The 20,147-nt window shown below is 71.6% G+C and carries 17 protein-coding genes; 10 read left to right on the top strand and 7 right to left on the bottom strand.

The genetic code is table 11. The features are described 5' to 3' along the window. Positions 1-151: 151 nt before the first annotated feature. Positions 152-1,609 (bottom strand): glyceraldehyde-3-phosphate dehydrogenase, encoded by a 1,458-nt coding sequence (locus RF645_RS08855; RefSeq protein WP_082677041.1) that lies wholly within the window; start codon positions 1,607-1,609, stop codon positions 152-154. Between the two features lie 195 nt (positions 1,610-1,804). Here RF645_RS08855 and RF645_RS08850 point away from each other — a divergent pair, with 195 nt between their 5' ends. From RF645_RS08850 to RF645_RS08805, 10 genes are all read left to right on the top strand, one after another. Next, positions 1,805-2,815 carry a carbohydrate kinase gene (locus tag RF645_RS08850; RefSeq protein ID WP_058872100.1) on the top strand — a complete coding sequence of 337 codons (1,011 nt, stop codon included), beginning with the start codon at positions 1,805-1,807 and terminating at the stop codon, positions 2,813-2,815. A gap of 82 nt (positions 2,816-2,897) precedes the next feature. Beyond that, positions 2,898-3,398 carry a YbhB/YbcL family Raf kinase inhibitor-like protein gene (locus tag RF645_RS08845; protein ID WP_006213654.1) on the top strand — a complete coding sequence of 167 codons (501 nt, stop codon included), beginning with the start codon at positions 2,898-2,900 and terminating at the stop codon, positions 3,396-3,398. Then, the gene (locus RF645_RS08840; protein WP_058872101.1) at positions 3,395-4,300 is read left to right on the top strand and encodes an HAD family hydrolase; all 906 of its coding nucleotides are present in this window, start codon (positions 3,395-3,397) and stop codon (positions 4,298-4,300) included. The genes RF645_RS08845 and RF645_RS08840 overlap by 4 nt, the downstream gene beginning before the upstream one ends. 77 nt (positions 4,301-4,377) lie before the next feature. Further along, positions 4,378-5,250, top strand: a complete 873-nt coding sequence (locus RF645_RS08835) for a glycerophosphodiester phosphodiesterase family protein (RefSeq protein ID WP_058872102.1) — start codon at positions 4,378-4,380, stop codon at positions 5,248-5,250. A 473-nt stretch (positions 5,251-5,723) separates the two neighbouring features. Continuing rightward, on the top strand, positions 5,724-7,259 hold the full coding sequence (locus RF645_RS08830) for an ABC transporter substrate-binding protein (protein ID WP_368818945.1): 1,536 nt from the start codon (positions 5,724-5,726) through the stop codon (positions 7,257-7,259). Between the two features lie 3 nt (positions 7,260-7,262). After that, a complete protein-coding gene (locus RF645_RS08825) occupies positions 7,263-8,219 on the top strand; it encodes an ABC transporter permease (RefSeq protein ID WP_251715179.1) in 957 nt (318 codons plus the stop codon). Beyond that, positions 8,216-9,265, top strand: a complete 1,050-nt coding sequence (locus RF645_RS08820; protein WP_251715180.1) for an ABC transporter permease — start codon at positions 8,216-8,218, stop codon at positions 9,263-9,265. Before RF645_RS08825 ends, RF645_RS08820 begins: the two co-directional genes overlap by 4 nt. Further along, positions 9,262-11,148 carry an ATP-binding cassette domain-containing protein gene (locus RF645_RS08815; protein WP_368818944.1) on the top strand — a complete coding sequence of 629 codons (1,887 nt, stop codon included), beginning with the start codon at positions 9,262-9,264 and terminating at the stop codon, positions 11,146-11,148. Before RF645_RS08820 ends, RF645_RS08815 begins: the two co-directional genes overlap by 4 nt. A 61-nt stretch (positions 11,149-11,209) precedes the next feature. After that, complete coding sequence (locus RF645_RS08810) at positions 11,210-12,643, top strand: MFS transporter (protein WP_368818943.1); 1,434 nt, start codon at positions 11,210-11,212, stop codon at positions 12,641-12,643. Between the two features lie 81 nt (positions 12,644-12,724). Next, a complete protein-coding gene (locus RF645_RS08805) occupies positions 12,725-13,804 on the top strand; it encodes an enoyl-CoA hydratase/isomerase family protein (RefSeq protein ID WP_368818942.1) in 1,080 nt (359 codons plus the stop codon). 88 nt (positions 13,805-13,892) lie between these two features. On the opposite strand, the gene RF645_RS08800 is transcribed toward RF645_RS08805, so the two are convergent. The 6 genes from RF645_RS08800 to RF645_RS08775 all read right to left on the bottom strand — a co-directional run bounded on the left by RF645_RS08800 (position 13,893) and on the right by RF645_RS08775 (position 20,054). Beyond that, on the bottom strand, positions 13,893-15,233 hold the full coding sequence (locus RF645_RS08800; RefSeq protein WP_368818958.1) for a uracil-xanthine permease family protein: 1,341 nt from the start codon (positions 15,231-15,233) through the stop codon (positions 13,893-13,895). A gap of 293 nt (positions 15,234-15,526) precedes the next feature. Next, a complete protein-coding gene (locus tag RF645_RS08795) occupies positions 15,527-16,204 on the bottom strand; it encodes a LysE family translocator (RefSeq protein ID WP_368818941.1) in 678 nt (225 codons plus the stop codon). A gap of 4 nt (positions 16,205-16,208) precedes the next feature. Then, the gene (locus RF645_RS08790; RefSeq protein WP_368818940.1) at positions 16,209-17,051 is read right to left on the bottom strand and encodes an ABC transporter permease; all 843 of its coding nucleotides are present in this window, start codon (positions 17,049-17,051) and stop codon (positions 16,209-16,211) included. Continuing rightward, positions 17,048-18,223: an ABC transporter substrate-binding protein gene (locus RF645_RS08785; RefSeq protein ID WP_259903829.1), complete on the bottom strand. Its 1,176-nt coding sequence runs from the start codon at positions 18,221-18,223 to the stop codon at positions 17,048-17,050. The genes RF645_RS08790 and RF645_RS08785 overlap by 4 nt, the downstream gene beginning before the upstream one ends. Then, a complete protein-coding gene (locus RF645_RS08780; RefSeq protein ID WP_259903828.1) occupies positions 18,223-18,972 on the bottom strand; it encodes an ABC transporter ATP-binding protein in 750 nt (249 codons plus the stop codon). The genes RF645_RS08785 and RF645_RS08780 overlap by 1 nt, the downstream gene beginning before the upstream one ends. Then, the gene (locus RF645_RS08775; RefSeq protein ID WP_259903826.1) at positions 18,969-20,054 is read right to left on the bottom strand and encodes an acyl-CoA dehydrogenase family protein; all 1,086 of its coding nucleotides are present in this window, start codon (positions 20,052-20,054) and stop codon (positions 18,969-18,971) included. The genes RF645_RS08780 and RF645_RS08775 overlap by 4 nt, the downstream gene beginning before the upstream one ends. Positions 20,055-20,147 lie beyond the last annotated feature (93 nt).

Genomic DNA, 20,147 nt, shown 5'->3' with positions numbered 1-20,147 from the left:
CACCTGCGTCGAACGGCGCCGCGGTGTGAGCATTCGGCTCCGGCACAGACGAGTGGCCCCGTGGTGTGCGCTGAGAGCCTCAGACGCACACCACGGGGCCACTCGACGGGGAAGGCGCCACCCGGAGGCCGCTCGACGCGGCCCCTAAGCCTCAGTTCGCCGGGATGGCGCTGGCGCCGGTCCAGTCCGAGGGGAAGGTGGGCTGCTGGATGTTCGCCATCTTGGCGGCAACGCGCACCACCTGCGAGGAGTAGCCGAACTCGTTGTCGTACCAGACGTAGACCACCACGGTCTTGCCGTTCACGACGGTGGCCAGGCCGTCCACCACGGAGGCGTAGCGGGAGCCCACGAGGTCGGAGGACACCGTCTCCGGGGAGTCGGTGTAGTCGATCTGGCGGCTCAGCGGGGAGTCCAGGGAGATGCCGCGCAGGAAGGCGTTGAGCTCGGCGGCATCGGCCGGGGCGCGATCGAGCTGCAGGGTCAGCACGGCCATGGAGACGTCGGGGACGGGGACGCGGATGGCGTTGCCGGTGAGGCGCCCCTCCATCTTGGGCAGCGCCTTGGCGACGGCCTTGGCGGCGCCGGTCTCGGTGAGCACCATGTTCAGCCCGGCGGCGCGGCCGCGTCGGGGGCCGTTGTGGTAGTTGTCCGTGAGGTTCTGGTCGTTGGTGAAGGCGTGGACGGTCTCCACGTGGCCCTGGGAGATGCCGTACTCGTCGTCGATCACCTTGACCACCGGGGTGATGGCGTTGGTGGTGCAGGAGGCGGCGGAGACGATCCGGTCCTCTGCGGAGATGTCCGAGTCGTTGACGCCGCAGACGATGTTCTTCATCCCGCCCTTGCCCGGCGCGGTGAGAAGGACCTTGGCGATGCCCTGGGACTGCAGGTGCCGGGAGAGGCCGTCGACATCGCGCCAGACGCCGGTGTTGTCGATCAGGATGGCGTCGTGGATCCCGTAGGCGGTGTAGTCGACCTCGGAGGGGCTGTCGGCGTAGATCACCTGGATGTCCACGCCGTTGGCGGTGATCACGTTGCGCTGCTCATCCACCACGATCGAGCCGTTGAACTTGCCGTGGATCGAGTCGCGGCGCAGCAGGGACGCGCGCTTGACCAGGTCGTTGCCGGGCTTCTTGCGGACCACGACGGCGCGCAGCACCATGCCGGTGCCGTCGTTGCGCTCCACCAGGATGCGGGTCAGCAGGCGGCCGATGCGCCCGAAGCCGTAGAGCACCACGTCCTGCGTCTTGGCGCTGTTCTGTCCCTTGCGCTGGACGACGGCGGCCAGCTGCTCGCGGACGTACTGCTGCATGTCCTCGCGCTGGGACTCCTGCAGCCCGGCGGCCAGACGGCCCAGGTCGATGCGGCTGGCGCCCAGATCGAGGGAGTCGATGATGCCGATGAGCTGCTCGCTGACCTCGGTGGGCAGCTCCTCGCCGACGATGCGCCGAGCGAAGCGGTGCGCCTTGAGGATGTCCAGGACGGACTTGTGGACCAGCGACCGGCCGTGGATGCTCAGGACGACCTTGTTCTCGCGGTAGAGACGGCCGATCACGGGCACCATGGCCTCGGCGCGGGCCTCGCGCTCGTTCCAGGGCTCGACGGAGTTCACAGATGACCTGCTTCCTGGCTCCGACGACGCTGTCGGGGCCTTGGCTGCGTGCGTCGTCGCACGACTCGCACCGCTGGCCCGCGGTGGGCCGGTGCTCCGGAGTGTGTGTGGCGCAGGCACAGAGGCCTGGATCCGGGCTAGATCCTAGCCGGTGAACCACGCAGCCGCGGCGTGGCCCACTGCTACTGTGGCGCCATGCTGACAGTCATCGGTGAGGCACTCGTGGACGTCGTCTCACGCCCGGGCGGAGAGGCCGTGAGGCACCCCGGCGGAAGCCCCTTCAACGTCGCGGTGGGCCTGGCCCGACTGGGGCACCCCGTGACCTTCCTGGGCACCTGGGGCGAGGACGACGACGGCCGCCTCCTGGAGCAGAGCCTCTCGGCAGAGGGGATCGAGCTGCCGCTGCCGCGCCAGGCTCAGCCGACCTCCACCGCGGAGGCCATCCTGGCCGAGAACGGCTCGGCCGAGTACGAGTTCGCGCTGACCTGGGATCCGCCGCTGTCGGACGAGGACCTGGAGCGCATCGCCGAGACCTCGGAAGCTGTGCACACCGGCTCCATCGCAGCCGCGCTCGAGCCGGGCGCGGACACGGTGCGTCGGCTCATCGAGGCGGCGCGGGGCCGAGCCCTGATCAGCCTGGACCCCAACTGCCGCCCGTCGATCACCCCGGACGTGGAGCGCGTCCGCGCCCGCGTGGAGGAGCTGGCCGAGCGCTCGGATCTCATCAAAGCCTCGGACGAGGATCTGCTGTGGCTCTACCCCGGCTCGACCCTCCAGGAGTCGGCCCGCGCGTGGCTGCGCAAGGGCGCCGGCATGGTGGTCGTGACCCGCGGGGAGATGGGACCCTGGGCGGTGACCGAGGCCACCGGCCCCGTGGGCATCGAGGTCCCCGCCCGCCGCACGGATGTCGTGGACACCGTCGGCGCCGGCGACACCTTCATGGCCGCGCTGATCTCGCAGGCCGCCGATCGCGGGATCACCGGTCCCGGAGCCGCCCAGCGCCTGGCGGCGCTCGGCGAGGACGAGGTCCGGGAGATCCTGATCCGGGCGGCGGATGCTGCGGCCATCACCGTCTCGCGCGCCGGTGCGGATCTCCCGCGCCGCAGCGAGCTCGAGGCCCTGGCGGGCGTCGCCGCGGAGCCGGCCGCTCCAGTCGAGCCGGACGGAGCCGATCCTGCCGGGCTCGACCGGACGCTGGATGACTGAGCTCCCCGGGCGCCGCCGCGCACAGCTCCGGCGGCACCGGGACACCATCGCAAGGACGACACGACGGATCTAGGAGGATCCCATGCTCGATCGCGAACCCTATGCAGGACTTCCCGAGCTGCCCGTCTTCGAGCTGAGCTCGCAGGACATCGCCGACGGCCAGCCGCTGCCCCAGGCACAGGTCGCGGGGCAGGACGTCTCGCCGCAGCTGAGCTGGTCCGGCGCCCCGGAGGGCACCCGCTCCTACGTGGTGACGGCCTTCGACCCGGATGCCCCCACGCCCTCGGGCTATTGGCACTGGGCGCTGTCCAACATCCCCGCGGACGTGACCTCCCTGGAGACCGGTGCGGCCGCCAACCCGCCGGAGGGCTCCACGCGCCACCGCGCCGACGGCGGCTCCGAGGCCTTCGAGGGCGCGGCTCCGCCTCCCGGCCACGGCCCTCACCGCTACATCTTCTGCGTCACCGCGGTGGATACCGATCACCTGGACGTGGAGGGCGCCTCGCCCGCCGTGCTGAACTTCAACCTGTTCTTCCACGGCATCGGTCGGGCCTTCCTGACCGGGACCCACGAGGAGAAATGAGTCGGACCGACCTCCTGGGCCCGGATCCGCAGCGGATGGCCCGGGAGGTCCGTCTCGTGGCCAGCGACCTCGACGGCACGCTGATCGGCCACGACTTCCGCTTCCGGCCTCGGACCCAGCAGGCCCTGAGACAGCTCGAGGCGGCCGGGATCCCGATCATCTTCGTCACGGGGCGCCCGTGGCGATGGCTGGATCCTCTGCGCGATCTCCATGAGCTGGGGGAGTCGATCGCCCCGGGCGCGGACGGGGAGGACCAGGCACCCATCGGGGCCGTCATCTGCTCCAACGGGGCGCTCGTCTACGACTTCGCCCAGGAGGCCGTGGTCTCCAGCAGGACCCTCAGCGCCCAGACGGCGCTCGAGGTCCATGCGCGCCTGCGCCGACTCTTCCCGCAGGCCGTGTTCAGCGCCGAGACGCTGCGCGGCGTGGCGGCCGAGCCGGACTGGCTGGTCGGTGACCGCACTCGGATCAGGGGAGCTCGGATCGGCCCGCTGCCCCAGGTGCTCGAGCCCGATGACTGCGTCGTGAAGCTCCTCGCCCGCCTGCCCGGAGCCGATCCGCAGCAGTTCGTGGCCGCGGTCAGCGAGGAGGTCTCCGATCTGGTCTCGGTCACGCACTCCGTGGCGCAGGCCCCCCTGGCAGAGATCGCGCGCACCGGGCTCTCCAAAGCGGAGGCGCTGGCCGAGCACTGCCGCCAGAGGGGCATCGAGGCCCATGAGGTCCTGGCCTTCGGCGACATGCCGAACGATCTGCGGATGCTGCAGTGGGCGGGGTACGGCTATGCCCTGAGCTCCGGGGACCCGGCGGTCGTGGCGGCCGTCGAGCGCACCGCGCCCGGCTTCGACGACGACGGCGTCGCCCAGGTCATCGAGCAGCTGCTGGCGGTGCGCGCCGACCTGTGAACCACGTCGCGGGAATCACGTGGCAACTGCCCGGAACTCTGGTAACTCGTCGGTAACTAAGTGCGTACTATCGGCGCATGGAATCCCGCACGGCGCCTTCGGCCGTCGACACCAACAGGGACGGCTCCACCCCGTCGGTCATGGCCCACCGCGGCTTCTCCCTCGCGGGAGCGGAGAACACCCTCACCGCCTTCCAGGCCGCCTGGGACCTCGGCTGCCTGTGGCTCGAGCTCGACGTCAACACCACCAGCGACGGCGTGGTCATGGTCTTCCACGACGGCTCGCTGGACCGCGTCACCGACGGCTCGGGGCAGGTCGGCGATCACACCCACGCCCAGATGATGGAGCTCAGCGTGGCAGGGGGAGAGCCCCCGCTGACGCTGGCGCACCTGCTCGAGGAGATGCCGGAGGCCCGGTTCAACATCGACGTGAAGGACGAGGCCTCCGTGGCGGCGCTGCCCGAGCTGCTGGAGCGCACCGGTGCCGTGGACCGTGTGCGGATCGCGTCCTTCTCGGACGGCCGCCGGCGCCGAACCCTTCAGCACCTGCGCGAGCGCGGGCTGGCCGTGCCGAGCTCGTCGGCCGGATCCCTCGGCTCCGCGCTGATGATCATCTGCCTGAGCCTGGTGCCGCGGCTGTGGCCGGTGGTGCTCCGGCTGGCGGGGCGCTGGGTCCCGCCGTTCGAGGCCGTGCAGCTGCCCATGTTCTGGCGCTGGTTCGCCCCCGAGCTGATCGGGCTGCCGGTGATCGGTCCTCGCCTGCGCGATCGCCGCCTGATCACCGAGCGGCTGATCGAGCGCGCCCACGCGGTCGGAGTCCAGGTGCACGTCTGGACCGTCGACGAGCCGCAGGACATGAGGACCCTCCTGCATGAGGGGGCGGATGCGATCGTCACGAACCGCGCCGATCTGGCCATGGACGTGCTGGCCGAGGAGGCCGCCCGGGCCTGACGTGCAGGCCCGCGACGCCCGACCCGAGCCCTCGGCTCCGCAGCACCCGCTCATGACAAGGCCTGCAATCAAGCCCTCCGCCCTGGCCGCGGTCCATCCCGGGGCCTAGTGTGTGACGTGCGACTCGGCAGGAGACCTCATGGGTCCGGCACCACCCCGGTGCCGCGGTCGCGCGCACCTGAAGGAGGCGGATCATGACGACAGTGAGCGGATCCACCCTCCAGGCCCGCCGCCGCGACTGGAGCTTCCATGAGCGCAGCTCCGGCAGCATCCCGTAGCTGAGCATCCTTCTGCCCACGACCCGGTCAGGTCCGCTGCGATCGCCCGGGCGCAGCGCCCCGTCACGTCTCGGGGCTCGACACTCGGATGACTCCATGGCTTCAGATCCTCAGCTCCGCTCTATCCCCCTGTCCTCGTCTGCGCTCTCCGCTCGTCCGATACCCCCTCGGCTGAGCCGTCGGGGGCTGCTGGCCGTGGCTGCCGGCGGTGCCGGGCTCGTGCTCAGCGGCTGCGGCGGAACGGAGGCCTCGGTGCTCGAGGCCGGCGACACCCCCGTGGAGGGCGGGACGCTGCGCGTGGGGATCACCGGAGGCGGCGCCTCGGACACCGTCGACGCCCACGTTCCCCTGGGCACCGGCGACGCCGCCCGCATGTTCAACCTCTACGACACCCTGTTCGCCTATGACGCGGACTACCAGGTGGTGCCGTCGCTGGCCGAGTCGGCCGAGCCGAACGAGACCGGCGATCAGTGGACGGTCACGCTGCGCGAAGGGGTGCGCTTCCACGACGGCAGGCCGCTGACCTCGGCGGACGTGCGCTTCACCTTTGAACGGATCATGAACCCGGAGGATCCCAAGAGCGGGTCCAGCAAGCTGGCCACGCTCGAGTCCGTCGAGGAGGTCGACGAGCGCACCGTGCGCTTCGTGCTGGGCTCCCCGGACGCGGTGCTCACGGATGCGCTGGCCCAATACGTCATGGGCATCGTGCCGCAGGACTACGACCCCGCCGACCCGATCGGCACCGGTCCGTTCCGGCTCACGCACTTCGAACCGGGCGGGACCACGCAGCTGACGGCCTTCGACGACTACTGGCAGGGCCGTCCGCATCTGGACGAGGTCCTGCTGATGAACTTCGACGACGAGGACGCGCTGATGAACTCGCTGCTGTCCTCGCAGGTGGACGTGATCGCGCAGGTGCCGCTGCCGCTGGTCCACGTGATCTCGGAGGACCCCCGCATCCAGGTGATCACCTCCGAGACCGGCAACTGGGTCCCGTTCACCATGCGCACCGACATGGCGCCGTTCGACGACCCCCGGGTGCGGGAGGCCTTCAAGCTCGTGATCGACCGTGAGCAGATGATCGAGGTCGCCTTCGCCGGGCAGGGGAGGGTCGGCAACGACATGTACTCGCCGTTCGACTCCGCCTACCCGCAGGACCTGCCGCAGCGCGAGCGCGATATCGAGCGCGCCAAGCAGCTGCTGAGCGAGGCCGGACACCCGGACGGGCTGAGCGTCGAGCTGGTGACCGCCCCGATCCAGGCCGGTGCGGTCGAGGCCGCCACGGTCTTCGTCGAGCAGGCCGCCGACGCCGGGATCGAGGTCTCGCTGCGCAGGGTCGATGCCACCACGTTCTTCGGCTCGGGCTACCTGGAGTTCCCGTTCGCGCAGTCGTTCTACTACACGCGCAACTTCCTGCCGCAGGCCGCGGACACCTCCCTGCCGGACTCTCCGTACAACGAGACCCACTGGGACCAGCCCGAGTTCACGCAGCTCGTGGCCCAGGCCCGCGAGACCCTGGACGACGCCGATCGCGACGAGCTGATCCGCCAGGCCATGCAGCTGCATCACGACGAGGGCGGCAACATCATCTTCGGCTTCTTCGACGTGGCCGATGCCTATCAGCGCTACGTGGGCGGCGGGGCCAGCGACCGATCGGGCATGCCGATCGCGTCGTTCCGCTTCCGGAACCTCTGGATCGAGACCGGCGACGCCGCGGACGGGGAGGCCTGAGAGATGCTGAGCATGATCCTGAAGCGGCTGGCGGTCTCCGTGCTGGTCCTGCTGGCGGTGTCCTTCGTCGTCTTCGTCTTCACCCTGCTGCTGCCGGGCGATCCCGCCCAGGCGATCCTTGGCCAGCAGGCGACCCCCGAGCGGCTCGAGGCCCTGCGCTCGCAGCTGGGGCTGGATCAGCCCTGGTGGCAGCGCTACCTCGACTGGCTGGGCGGCATCCTCACCGGGGACCTCGGCGTCTCCGCCGCCACGGGCGGTTCGATCAGCGCGCTGCTGGGCGAGCGGATCGTCAACTCGCTCGTGCTCATGGCCATCGCCGCCGTGATCGCCGTGCCACTGGGGCTCGCCCTGGGCACCTGGGCCGCCCTGCGCCGTGGCCGCGCCTCGGACACCGCGCTGAACACCGGGTCCATGATCCTCGCCTCGCTGCCGGAGTTCGTGGTCGGCATCGTGCTCGTGGCGCTGTTCTCCACGACCGTGCTGCAGATCCTGCCCTCCGTGACCATGGCCGCCCCCGGAACGCGGGTGTGGGAGTTCCCGCTGCAGCTCGTGCTGCCGGTGGCCGCGCTCGTGCTCGTGGTGGTGCCCTACATGGTGCGCATGATGCGCCAGACCATGACCGAGGTCCTCTCCAGCGGCTACGTGGAGATGGCCCGTCTCAAGGGCGTGCCGGAGCGCCAGGTCATCCTGCGCCACGCCCTGCCCCATGCGATCGGTCCGGTGGCCCAGGTCGTGGCCATGCAGCTGGCCTGGCTGGCCGGCGGCATCGTGGTCATCGAGGTCCTCTTCCGGTATCCCGGGATCGGGCAGGCCATGGTCGATGCGGTGAACAACCGCGATGTCCAGGTCGTGCAGACGATCTCGCTGCTGATCGCCGCTTTCTACGTGGTGGTCAACCTGCTGGCCGACGTCGTCGGGATCCTGGCCAATCCCAAGCTGCGAACGGAGTCGGGACGATGAGCGCTTCCACCACCAGGGCCCCCTCGACCGGCGCGATCGGCGGCGGCCCGGTCCGAGACAGCCTGACCCGCCGATTCCTGGCCCGCACGGAGTCCAAGGTGGGTCTGATCCTGACCGGGGCCGTGCTGCTCGTGGCGATCCTCGGGCCGTTCCTGGCCGCCGCGCTGACGGGGCACACCACCACCGAGTTCGTGGGGCGGCCCTTCGTGGCCGACGGCGCGGCGCTGGGCACTGACAACCTGGGCCGCGACGTCCTCTCCCGCTGGCTGGCAGGCGGCTGGCGCCTTCTGCTGTGGTCCGCGGCGGCCACGGTGCTGGGCGTGGGCCTGGGCGCGGTGCTGGGCATGGTCGCGGCCATGCGCGGCGGCTGGCTCGATGCCCTGATCATGCGCATCGGCGACATCGGACTCGCGCTGCCGCAGCTCGTGTTCGCCATGCTGGCCGTCACCGTGCTCGGCCCCAAGGGCTGGGTGCTGATCCTGGTCGTCGGCCTGACCCATGCGCCGCGCACCGCGCGCGTGATGCGCTCGGCCGCCGTCGGCGTGGTGGGCGAGGACTACGTCCTGGCCTCCCACATGTACGCCGTGCCGCAGTGGCGGATCCTGGCCCAGGACATCCTGCCGAACGTCACGGGCCCGCTGATGGTCGAGCTCGGTCTGCGCATGACCTACTCGATCGGCGCGCTGGCCTCGCTGTCCTTCCTGGGTCTGGGCATGCAGCCGCCCACCGCCGACTGGGGCCTGATGATCAACGAGAACCGCATCGCCCTGGCCGTCCAGCCGTGGGGCGTGCTGCTTCCCGTGCTGGCGATCGCCGTGCTGACGGTGGGCACCAACCTGATCGCCGACGGCATCGCGGCCGCCTCGGCCGGCGGCAGCTCCGTGGTCGAGGAGGATCTCGAGGGCATCCGAGCCGGCGCACAGGGCGCGGCACCAGCGGGCGGCCCGGCGGTTCCCGAATCCGAGGCCTCCACCGGCTCGGCCACCGCCTCCGCTTCCGGCACCGGATCCGATGCCGCCTCGAGCCCCGAGGAGGGACGACGATGACCCCGAGCACTGCATCGCGCGCAGAAGGCAGGCGCGCCGCGGACCCGTCGTCGGCGGCCACCGTCGAGACCGCCCTGAGCGTGTCCGGGCTCGATCTCGGCGTGACGGGCGGACGCCAGATCCTGCACGACATCGGCTTCGAGCTGCACCCCGGGCGCATCCTGGCGCTGGTGGGGGAGTCCGGCTCCGGCAAGACGACGGCAGCCCTGGCGTGCATGTCGTACCTCAGGCCGGGCCTGGAGCTGCGCGGCGGTTCGATCACGCTGCATCCGGGCGCCTCGCGCTTCCACCCGGACGGCGCGCAGCTCCCGGAGCTGAGCTCGGCGCAGGTGCGGCGGCTTCGCGGGTCCACGATCGCCTACGTCCCGCAGGACCCTGCGCTGTCGCTCAACGGGTCCATGCGCGTGGGCGAGCAGATCGCCGAGGTCCTGCGCATCCACGACTACGGCGACGGCCCCGCCTCCCGCACGGCGCGCGTGGCTGAGGTGCTCGAGGAGGTGGGCATGCCCTCGGACGCCGCCTCCCAGCGCCGCTACCCGCATCAGCTCTCGGGCGGTCAGCAGCAGCGCATCGGCATCGCCATGGCGTTCGCGACCCGCCCGGCCGTGATCATCCTGGACGAGCCCACCACGGGCCTGGACGTGGCCACTCAGGATCTGGTCCTGGACACGGTCATCGACCTGACCCGCCGCCACGACGCCGCAGGGCTCTACATCACCCACGACATCGCGGTGGTCGCCCAGATCGCCGACGAGGTCGCGGTCATGCTCAAGGGCCGCATCGTGGAGGCCGGCTCGGCAGAGCAGGTGCTGCGCGCCCCGACCCACGACTACACGCGCCGCCTGGTGGCGGCCGTGCCGGACCTCGAGGGCCGCAAGCGCATCGGCGGCGGCCTGCCGGTCGGCCAGCGCGGCGGGGCGGGCCCGGCTGACGCGGCGCAGGCGCCCTCGGACGCACCGTCGGGAGCCGGAACGGCGGTCGGCGCCTCAGCCGCGCTCCCGTGGGCGCAGGACGCGGACACGACCGAGGACCCGGCGGGGACCGCGGCTCCCTCGGCGTCCACGGCCGAGCCCGAGACGACGGCCTTGGCCGAGCCTCGGTCCGAGCGGGAGGCGACGACGCCGTCGTCGCCTCCCCTGCTGGCGGTCGAGGACCTGAGCCTGTCGTACGGGCCCAATACGGTGCTGGACGGGCTGCGCCTGGAGCTGCACTCGGGGCAGACCACGATGCTGCTGGGCGAGTCGGGCTCCGGCAAGACAACCCTGGCCCGCGCCATCGCGGGACTGTCGGCGGCGTCGTGGACCGGGCAGGTGCTGCTGGACGGTGAGCCGCTGGCCGAGACCACCCGCAAGCGCACGGCCGAGCAGCGTCGGCGCATCCAGTACATCTTCCAGTCGCCGTTCTCGTCGCTGAACCCCCGGCGCACGATCGGCGAGTCCCTGGCCGTGCCGCTGCAGATGGGCGGCGGGATGTCCTCGGCGCAGCGTCGCGAGGCGGTCTCCGTGGCGCTGGATCAGGTCCGGCTCGGCCGCTCCTACATCGACCGCCGACCCGGCGACCTCTCCGGCGGCGAGCGGCAGCGCGCGGCGATTGCCCGCGCGCTGGTCAGCGCCCCGTCGGTGCTGGTGTGCGATGAGGTGACCTCGGCGCTGGACGTCTCCGTGCAGGCCGCGGTGATCGAGCTGCTGCGCGAGATCCAGGACGAGACCGGCATGGCCATGCTGTTCGTGACGCACAACATCACGCTGTCCCGGCACATCGCTCACCGCCTGGCGGTGCTGCAGAAGGGCCGGATCGTGGATCATGGGTTCACCGAGGACGTCCTGGCCCGTCCGGACAGCGAGTACACGCGCGATCTGCTGGAGCACGTGCTGACGCTGTGACCGGCGGCGCGGACCCCATCCGTGCGGCCGACCCCGGCACGCCCCCACAGAGAGCAGGCTCGTGAACACGCAGACCGTCCATGCCCCCACGCGCACCGAGCGCCTCGACCGGCTGCCCTTCAATGGGCGGCATCGCCGGCTGCTCGGGGCCTCCGGCATCGGCTGGGCGCTGGATGCCATGGACGTGGGCCTGATCTCCTTCGTGATCGCCGCCCTGGCGCAGCAGTGGGGCCTCGATGCGCAGACCCGGTCCTGGATCATCTCGGCGGGCTTCCTGGGCATGGCGCTGGGGGCCTCGCTGGGCGGTCTGCTCGCGGATCGGATCGGACGCCGAGCGGTGTTCAGCCTGACGCTGCTGGTCTACGGCCTGGCGACCGGGGCCAGCGCGCTGGCGATGTCGGTGACGGCGCTGATCATCCTGCGCTTCCTCGTGGGCCTCGGCCTGGGCTCGGAGCTGCCGGTGGCCTCCACGCTCGTGTCCGAGTTCGCGCCGCGGCGCATCCGCGGCCGCGTGGTCGTGTGGCTCGAGGCGTTCTGGGCGCTGGGCTGGATCGCCGCCGCGGCGATCGGGTACTTCGTGGTCGCGGCCTCGGACTCCGGCTGGCGCTGGGCCCTGGCTCTCGGGGCGGTGCCGGCCCTCTACGCCCTGGTGGTCCGATTCGGGCTGCCGGAGTCCGTGCGCTTCCTGGAATCGCGCGGCCGATATGACGAGGCGGAGCGCGTCGTGCGCGACTTCGAGACCGACGGCGGGCGCCGGGAGGGCTCCGACCACGACGACGCCGCGGCCGTCGAGGCGGCGCGCGATGAGGCCGAGATCCGGTCCGCCGAGCGGCCCGCAGCCGCGATCGACTCCGCGAGGGTCGAGGTACCGGCAGATCCGTCGCTGCAGGGACAGCCCGAGCAGGGGCAGCCGTCGTCGATCTTCGCCGCTGGGCTGCGACGGCGCACGCTCGCGCTGTGGACGGTGTGGTTCTGCCTCAACCTGGCCTACTACGGGGCGTTCACGTGGATCCCGTCGCTGCTGGTCGAGCAGGGCTACAGCCTGGTGCGCTCCTTCGGCTTCACGCTGATCATCACGCTCGCCCAGCTGCCCGGCTATGCCATGGCCGCGTGGCTGATCGAGGTCCTGGGACGGCGCGTGACGCTGGTGGTCTTCCTGGCGGGCTCGGCTGCCTCCGCCATCGGCTTCGGGCTGGCGGATTCGGAGGCCGCGGTGATCGCGGCCGGGTGCTGCCTGTCGTTCTTCAACCTCGGGGCCTGGGGCACGCTCTACGCGATCGGCCCCGAGCTCTACCCCACGTCCCTGCGCGGCACCGGCACCGGGCTGGCGGCAGGAGTGGGGCGCATCGCCTCGATCGCAGCGCCCCTGATCGTGCCCGTGCTGTTCGTCGCCGGCGGCATGCCGGTGGTCTTCGGGGTGTTCTCGGCGGCCTTCGCGATCGCGGCGATCGCCGGGCTCCTGCTCCCGGAGATGAAAGGGCGCCTGATCGGCTGAGGGGGCCGTCGACGGGAACTGCGGCGGCAACCGCCGTCGGGCTCTGCCTCCCGGCAGGTGCGCGCTCCTACTGTGGTGATCATGACGCAGAACGCAGCGAGCGAACCCGCCCCCGATTCCGAGGCCTACGTGCGCACCGAGGTGCGGGACGGCACCGGGATCATCGTCCTGGACCGCCCCAAGGCCCTCAATGCGCTCACGGCGCGCATGTACCGCGACATGCTTAAGGCCCTGTGGGCCTGGCGGGACGACGACGCCGTCACCCAGGTGCTCGTGACCACCTCCGCCCCGCGCGCCTTCTGCTCCGGCGGCGACATCCGGCAGATCCGCGACGCCGTGCTCGACGACCGCTTCGAGGACGGCGTGGCCGCCTTCACCGACGAGTACTCGCTCGACCTGGTGATCGCGCAGTACCCCAAACCGTACGTCGCGGTCATGGAGGGCTACACGATGGGCGGCGGCATGGGCATCTCCGTGCACGGCTCGCACCGCATCGTCACCGACACGACCGTGATGTGCATGCCTGAGACGGCGATCGGATTCTTCCCGGACATCGGCGCCTCGTGGTTCCTGCCGCGGGTCTCGCTGCTGGGCCGCGGTCCGTCGCTGGGCGTGGGCCGCTGGATGGGCCTGACCGGCGCTCGGATCTCCGGGCCGGACGCGTTGGCGATCGGGCTGGCCGACAACTTCGTGCCTGAGTCGCGGCTCGAGGCCTTCAAGGAGGCCGCGGTCAGTGACGGCGTCGCCGCCGCCGTCGCCGAGCACTCGGCCGGCCCGGGGGAGAACGACGGCATCCCGGAGGCCTCGCTGCCCGAGCGCTGGGACGAGATCGAGGAGCTCTACGGTGCGGACACGCTGGGCGAGATCCTGGTCAAGGCCCCGGCCGAGGACCTGGCGGGGGCGTCGCCGTCGTCGCTGGTGCGCACGTGGGAGCTGCTGGAGCGCGGGGCGGAGGCCGAGTCGCTGCAGGAGTGCCTGGAGCGCGAGCTGGCGCTGGCCGCGGACACGATCGTCTCCCCGGACTTCGCCGAGGGCGTGCGCTGCACCATGATCGACAAGCAGGACGAGCCGCAGTGGTCGCCGGCCACGGTGAGCGAGGTCGATGTGGAGGCCATCCGCCGCGTGCTCGATCAGCCCGGACAGCTGCGCACCCGCCCCTAACCCCCCCCCACTGCGCCGAGTGGATCCCCAGTTGCGCTATCGGGGCGAACAGCGCAACTGGGGATCCACTCGGCGGTGCGGGGAAGGGTCAGCCGAGCGGGGAGGCCTGGTCGTGCGGGGTGCTCGCGCGGTCCGGGGTGAGCGGATCGCCGCCGGCGGTGCCGCGCCACAGGGCGATCCCGCGCATGCCGTGGAAGACCACCAGGGTGGCCGCGGTGCCCAGGGCGATGCCCGCGAACTGGATCCCGAACGCATCCCACGTGTAGTCGGCGATGCCGATGATCATGGCCACGGCGGCCGTCGTGAGGTTCACCGGGTGGGAGAAGTCCACGCGGTTCTGCACCCAGATGCGCACGCCGAGCATGCCGATCATGCCGTAGAGCACCGTGGCGGCACCGCCCAGCACGCCCGGTGGAACCGTGGCGATCGCGGCGCCGAAGACCGGGAAGAACGACAGCAGCAGGGCCACGATCGCCGCAACCCAGTAGGCGGCCGTCGAGTAGACCTTGGTCGCGGCCATGACGCCGATGTTCTCGGCGTACGTGGTGGTGCCGGAGCCGCCGCCGGATCCGGCAAGGATGGTCGCGAGGCCATCGGACATGATCGTGCGCCCCAGCACGGGATCCAGGTCCTGACCGGTCATCAGGGCCACCGACTTCACGTGCCCGATGTTCTCGGCCACGAGCACCAGGATCACCGGCACGAACAGCCCGATCAGCGAGACGTGGAACTCCGGGGCGTGGAACTGCGGCAGCCCCAGCAGGCCCTCGGCCTCCCAGGCGGCGCTGATCGCTGAGAAGTCGACCTCCCCGCGCACCACCGCCGTGAGATACCCGATCACCACGCCCACCAGGATGGACAGCCGGCCCAGGATCCCGCGGAAGAGCACGGACGTGAGGATGATCGCCAACAGGGTCACCAGCGCCGTGGTGGGCGCGAGCATGAAGTTGTCCTTGGCCGCAGGGGCCAGGTTGAAGCCGATCAGCGCCACGATCGTGCCCGTGACCAGCGGGGGCATCAGCGCTGAGAGCCAGCTGGTGCCGGCCACCTGCACGATCACGCCGATCAGGAACAGGGCGGCGCCCGCCATGACCACGCCGCCCAGCGCGCCGCCGGGGCCGTACTGGCCGATGGCCGCAGAGATCGGGGCGATGAACGCGAACGACGAGCCCAGGTACGACGGGACCAGCCCGCGCGTGACCACCAGGAACAGGATCGTGCCCAGCCCGGAGAAGAACAGGGTGGTCGACGGCGGGAAGCCCGTGATCAGCGGGACCAGGAAGGTCGCCCCGAACATGGCCACCACGTGCTGGGCGCCGATGCCGATGGTGCGCGGCCAGGACAGCCGCTGCTGCGGGTGCACGACGGCGCCGGCGGCCACGTTGCGGCCGTCGCCGTGCAGCGACCAGCTCAGCCCGGCCCTGGCCAGGAAGCCGCGCTCGGCGGTGGCCTCCCCTGTGCGGCGGGAGGCCTCCGGGTCACGGGACGAGTCGGAGCTGGGGGACGAGTCGGGGCCGGAGCGGTGCTGGTCCGGCCGGGGAGCGGAGCTGCTCATGGGCGATCTCCTGGAGGAGTGAGCGGGGGCGCGAGCCGTGGAGGCGGACGCGCGATGATCGCGGATCAGAGTAGCCGCAGGCCGGGGCCCGCGACGGCCCCGACCGCGACGATGCGGCGGCCGTCGGGAAGTCGTGTCGTCGTCACGGCCTGTCGGGGGAAGGCGGCTCAGCCGAGCAGGTGCACGAGCGCGGTGAGGACGAAGCCCAGGCCGACGGCGATGAAGAAGCAGCTGGCGATCACGTCGAAGCCCGAGCGGAAGCGGTCGATCACCGGGGCGAGTCGCCGTTGCGAGGCCGCCAGCGCCACGAGCCCGAACCACACGACGGTGAGCACGATCAGGGTCCCGACCACGATCGCCGTCTGGAGGCTGACGATCCTGCCGGTGAGGAACGGGGAGAAGATCGCCCCGAAGAACACGAGCGCCTTGGGGTTCGACAGGTTGGTGGCCAGGCCACGCAGATAGGCATCCGCTCCGGCAGGAGCGGCCGTGCGGTCCCGTCCGACAGCCTGCTGCTGCGCGGTCGTGGCGTCCGAGGAGGCGCCACGTCGGCGCGCGGCCCGCCAGGACCGCAGACCGGTGGCGCCGATGAGGATCAGCATGAGCCCGCCCAGCAGCTCGAGCCAGCTCATCAGCCAGGGCAGCGCCTGCAGCAGCGCGGAGAGCCCGAACAGGGCGCCGAGCAGCCAGACGGTCGCCCCCGTCGTGATGCCGAGCGCCGCCAGCAGACCGGCCCGGCGCGAGCGCGTGATGGACTGCTGGAGCACCAGGACCATGTCCGGACCGGGTGCGGCCACGGCCACCATCCAGATCAGTGCCAGGCCCGGCAGCTGGGCGAGCTCCATGCGATCAGCCTCTCGAGCGCTCGCGCAGCAGCCACTGCGCCAGGGTGTCCAGCGTGATGCCGATCAGGCCGATGAGAAGGATGACCACGAGCATCTCGTCGTAGGCCAGGCGATCGCGAGCATTGAGGATCTCATAGCCGAGCCCGGAGGAGACGCCGAGCATCTCGGCCGGGACGATCACGACCCACGCGATGCCCAGCGCCAGGCGCACGCCCGTCATGGTGAAGGGCCGGATGCTCGGCAGCACGACGGTGCGCAGGATCTCCGGGCGGGTAGCCCCCAGAGTCTGGGCGACCCGCACATGCAGCGGATCGAGCGCGGCCACGCCCGAGGCGGTGTTCAGCGCGACCGGCCACACCGCGGCGATCGCGACCAGGAAGATCACGGGGGCGTGCCCCACGCCGAACAGGGCGACCGCCACGGGCGCCCAGGACAGCGGCGAGACCATCCGCAGGAACTGCACGGGAGGCGTCGAGGCCCAGCGGAAGCGCGGGGCCGAGCCGATCAGCAGCCCCAGCGGGAACCCGACGGCCACCGCGATCGCCAGTCCGCACAGCAGCCGCCACAGGCTCGTGGCAGCGTCCTGCAGGACCACACCGCGATCGGCCAGCGAGGCGATCGCCCCGGGGAGGCGCTCGGGCTGGAACGCGGCCATCATCGAGTTGGCTCCGGCGGCGGCGTGGGTGAACGTCCACCACACCGCCAGCGTGACGATCAGGCCGAACAGCCCCCACGCCAGACGAGTCGCGCGCGACGGCCCCTGCGGGGCGCGCCGACGACGAGGGGCCGGCGCTCGGCGCTGCTGGGCGTCCAGATCCGTGCCGGTGCCTGCGGACGTGCTGCTCATGCGCTGAACTCCTCGGTGCGCTCGCTCGACGACAGGCCGAAGGCCTCCATGCCCCCGGCGCGACGGATGCTCTCCCGCACCAGGGAGTCGTCGACGAGCTCGTCGTGGGCGCGGGCCGGATCCAGACCACGCAGGAAGTCGGAGGGGGCGTCCACGACCGTCTCCTGCATCCGCCGCACGAGCATCTCGGTGGTCGAGGCGAACGGCCAGGGGCGGAAGTCGATGCGCTCGCCGTGCCAGGACGGGTGCGTCGTGATCTCGGCGTGGTCCTGGTCGTGCGTCAGGGCCGAGAGGATCACGGGCCGGGGCTGCGGAAGGTACCGATCGGCCAGGATCGCGGCGGCCTCCGGGCGATTGGCGCGCGACCAGGCCTGCGCCTGGACCAGGCCGTCCATGAATCCGGCCGCCTGCTCGGGGCGCTCGCGCAGCAGCGACCCGCGCATCATGGTCACGCAGCACACGTGATCGCGCCATGCATCGCCCAGGAATCGCTGGATCCCGCCGACGGACTGCGCCGCCGCGGCCGCGTTGAAGGGATCGGCCACCGTGTAGCCGCCGATCACCCCGTTGTTCAGGGCGGGGAGCATGTCCGAGGGCGCCATGGGCAGCAGCTGCACGGTGCCCTCGTCCGCCGACGGGGTGCGGCGCATGATCGGGGTGAGCCCGGCGCCGCGCATCATCTGCTGCACGACCACGTTGTGCACGGACCACCAGGCCGGGATCGCGATCGACTCCCCGGCCAGCGAGGTCACGTCCGCCACATCCGGGCGCACGGTCAGCGCGGAGCCGTTGGTGTGGTTCCAGGCGGTGATCCGCACATCGGCGTCGAGGCCGTAGCGCATGTACAGGGCCATGGGCATGAGCAGGTGGATGACATCGACCTGCCCGGACAGGAAGGCCTCGGCCAGCGAGGACCAGCTGCGGAACAGCACCGGGGCTTGAGCCGGGACGCCGGCCTCCTCGTAGTAGCCGTTGGCGTGCCCGATCAGCAGCGGGGTGGCGTCGGTGATCGGCAGGTAGCCTACGCGCACGGGCGCCGACGGATCCGTCGAGGCGCTGCCGCCCTGCGACGCCGTGTAGGCCGCCCCGGCGCCCCAGGCCAGGCCGGTGAGCCCCAGGCCCGCGGCGCCTGCGCCGAGCAGCCGTCGTCTTGTGAAGTCGGGCCCCGCCATCAGATGACCCACGATCCCGGGGCGTCGCCGCCTCTGCGGTAGTGGGCGATGATCTCCGCGGCGGTCGTGCCGTCGAGCGCCGGGACCCACTCCCGGCTGAACCCGGCCGGTCCGCCGAAGAAGCCGATGCGGTCGCCGAGCGCCATGGCCTCGTCCACGTCGTGGGTGACCAGGAAGACGGTGAGCTTGAGCTGGGTGGCCAGCTCCCGCAGCCAGACCTGGAGATCCTGGCGGGTCGCCGGATCCAGGGCCGAGAACGGCTCGTCGAGCATCAGCAGGTCCGGCTGGATGGCCAGCGTGCGGCCCACGGCCACACGCTGGGCCTGCCCGCCGGACAGCTCGGTCACGGCCGCCCCGGCCAGGTGCTGCAGGCCCAGCACCTCGAGCAGGCGGTCCACCTCGGCGGGATCGAAGCGCTCGCGGTTGGCGCGGTAGCGCCCGCCCAGGGCGATGTTCTCGCGCACCGACAGCCAGGGGAACAGCCCGGCGGACTGGAACACCACGGCGATCCGGTCCTCCGGGCTGCCGGGCTCGACGGTCCCGGAGTCGATCGTGTCCAGGCCGGCGATGGCACGCAGCAGCGTGGACTTCCCGGATCCCGACGGGCCCAGCACGGCCAGCACCTCGCCCTTGCGCAGCGTCATGGAGACGTCGTCGAGGGCCGGGGCGTCGGCGCCCGGGTAGGTCTTGGAGACGCCCCGGATGCTCAGAGCGGGGCGCGGCGTCTGGGAAGGGGCTGCCGAGGTCATCCGAGCTTCCGCAGCTCCCAGCGCAGGTGGGACTCCGTGGGGGACTGCACCGGCAGGAACGCGGCCTCGCGGGCCCTGCGCGCGGTGGGGGAGGACATCGCGTATCCCTTGCCGCCCACGGTCTTGCCCTCCAGGCGGGTGGCCGCCCCGGTCAGCAGAGCGGCGTCGAGCCGGGTCTGCAGCAGATCCTGCGCGGACTGCTCGCGCGGGGAATCGGCCATGCGCAGCACGGCGGCGCGCACGCGCTCGAACTCGGCCACGACCTCTTCTTGCTCGGGGCGGAAGACCTCCGCGGCTCCCGTCATGGCGGCGTTGGCCGAGGCCAGCGCAGCACCTGCCAGACCCAGGCAGAATGACGACTGCAGCAGCAGGAACGGGCCGCGCACCGCGACAAGAAAGCCGGGGACATCCTCGCTGAGCACGTCCTGTGCCTCGATCGGGGAGGACTCGAAGCGCAGGATCCCCGAGGCGGTGGCGTCCAGGGCCATGAGGTCCTGCAGCGGCTTCACGCTCACGCCCTGGGCCTGATTGCGGGTGAGGACGATGACGGGGGCCTCGGACCCGTCGTCGTCCGTGCGCAGCGCCGGCAGCACGATCCAGCCCTCGGGGTAGAGGTTGGAGGCCCACGGGATGGTGCCATCGAGCACGAACCGCCCGTCCTGCTCCGTGAGCCTCACGGTGATCTCGCCGATCCCGGCGGCGGCCTTGAACGCCGGGGCCATGGCGGAGCTGGCTGGCTCGGTGCCATCCCGCATGCCGCGCGGGATCTCATGCCCGGTGGCCGCGAGGTATTCGATCGAGCTGCGGTGCGCCCACAGCGAGAACGCCGTGGCCGTGCACTCGGTGGCCAGATCATGCACGACGGCCGCCTGCTGCGCGATCGAGCCCTCGAGCCCGAGATCCAGCAGACCCTGCTCGCCGAGCTCACGCAGCGTCTCGAACGGGGAGCGCTCGTTCGCATCCACCGCACCGGAGCGCTGGGCCGCGGCCGCGAGCACGGACTCGCGCTGCGGGTAGTCGAGCAGCGGGCGCAGCTCGAAGGGCTGGTCTGAGGAGGGGCTCTGGCTGGCGGAGTCGGACATGCGGTTCCTTCCGGGGCGGGGCCGACGACGGCGGACGATCACGGCGCGGCAGGCGCCGGGCGGCAAGCGGCCCCAGGCCGATGCTGGCCTGGG

The organism is Kocuria sp. CPCC 205260 (assembly GCF_040981045.1).
Lineage (GTDB): Bacteria > Actinomycetota > Actinomycetes > Actinomycetales > Micrococcaceae > Kocuria > Kocuria palustris.
This window is presented reverse-complemented; position numbering and strand designations above follow the sequence as displayed.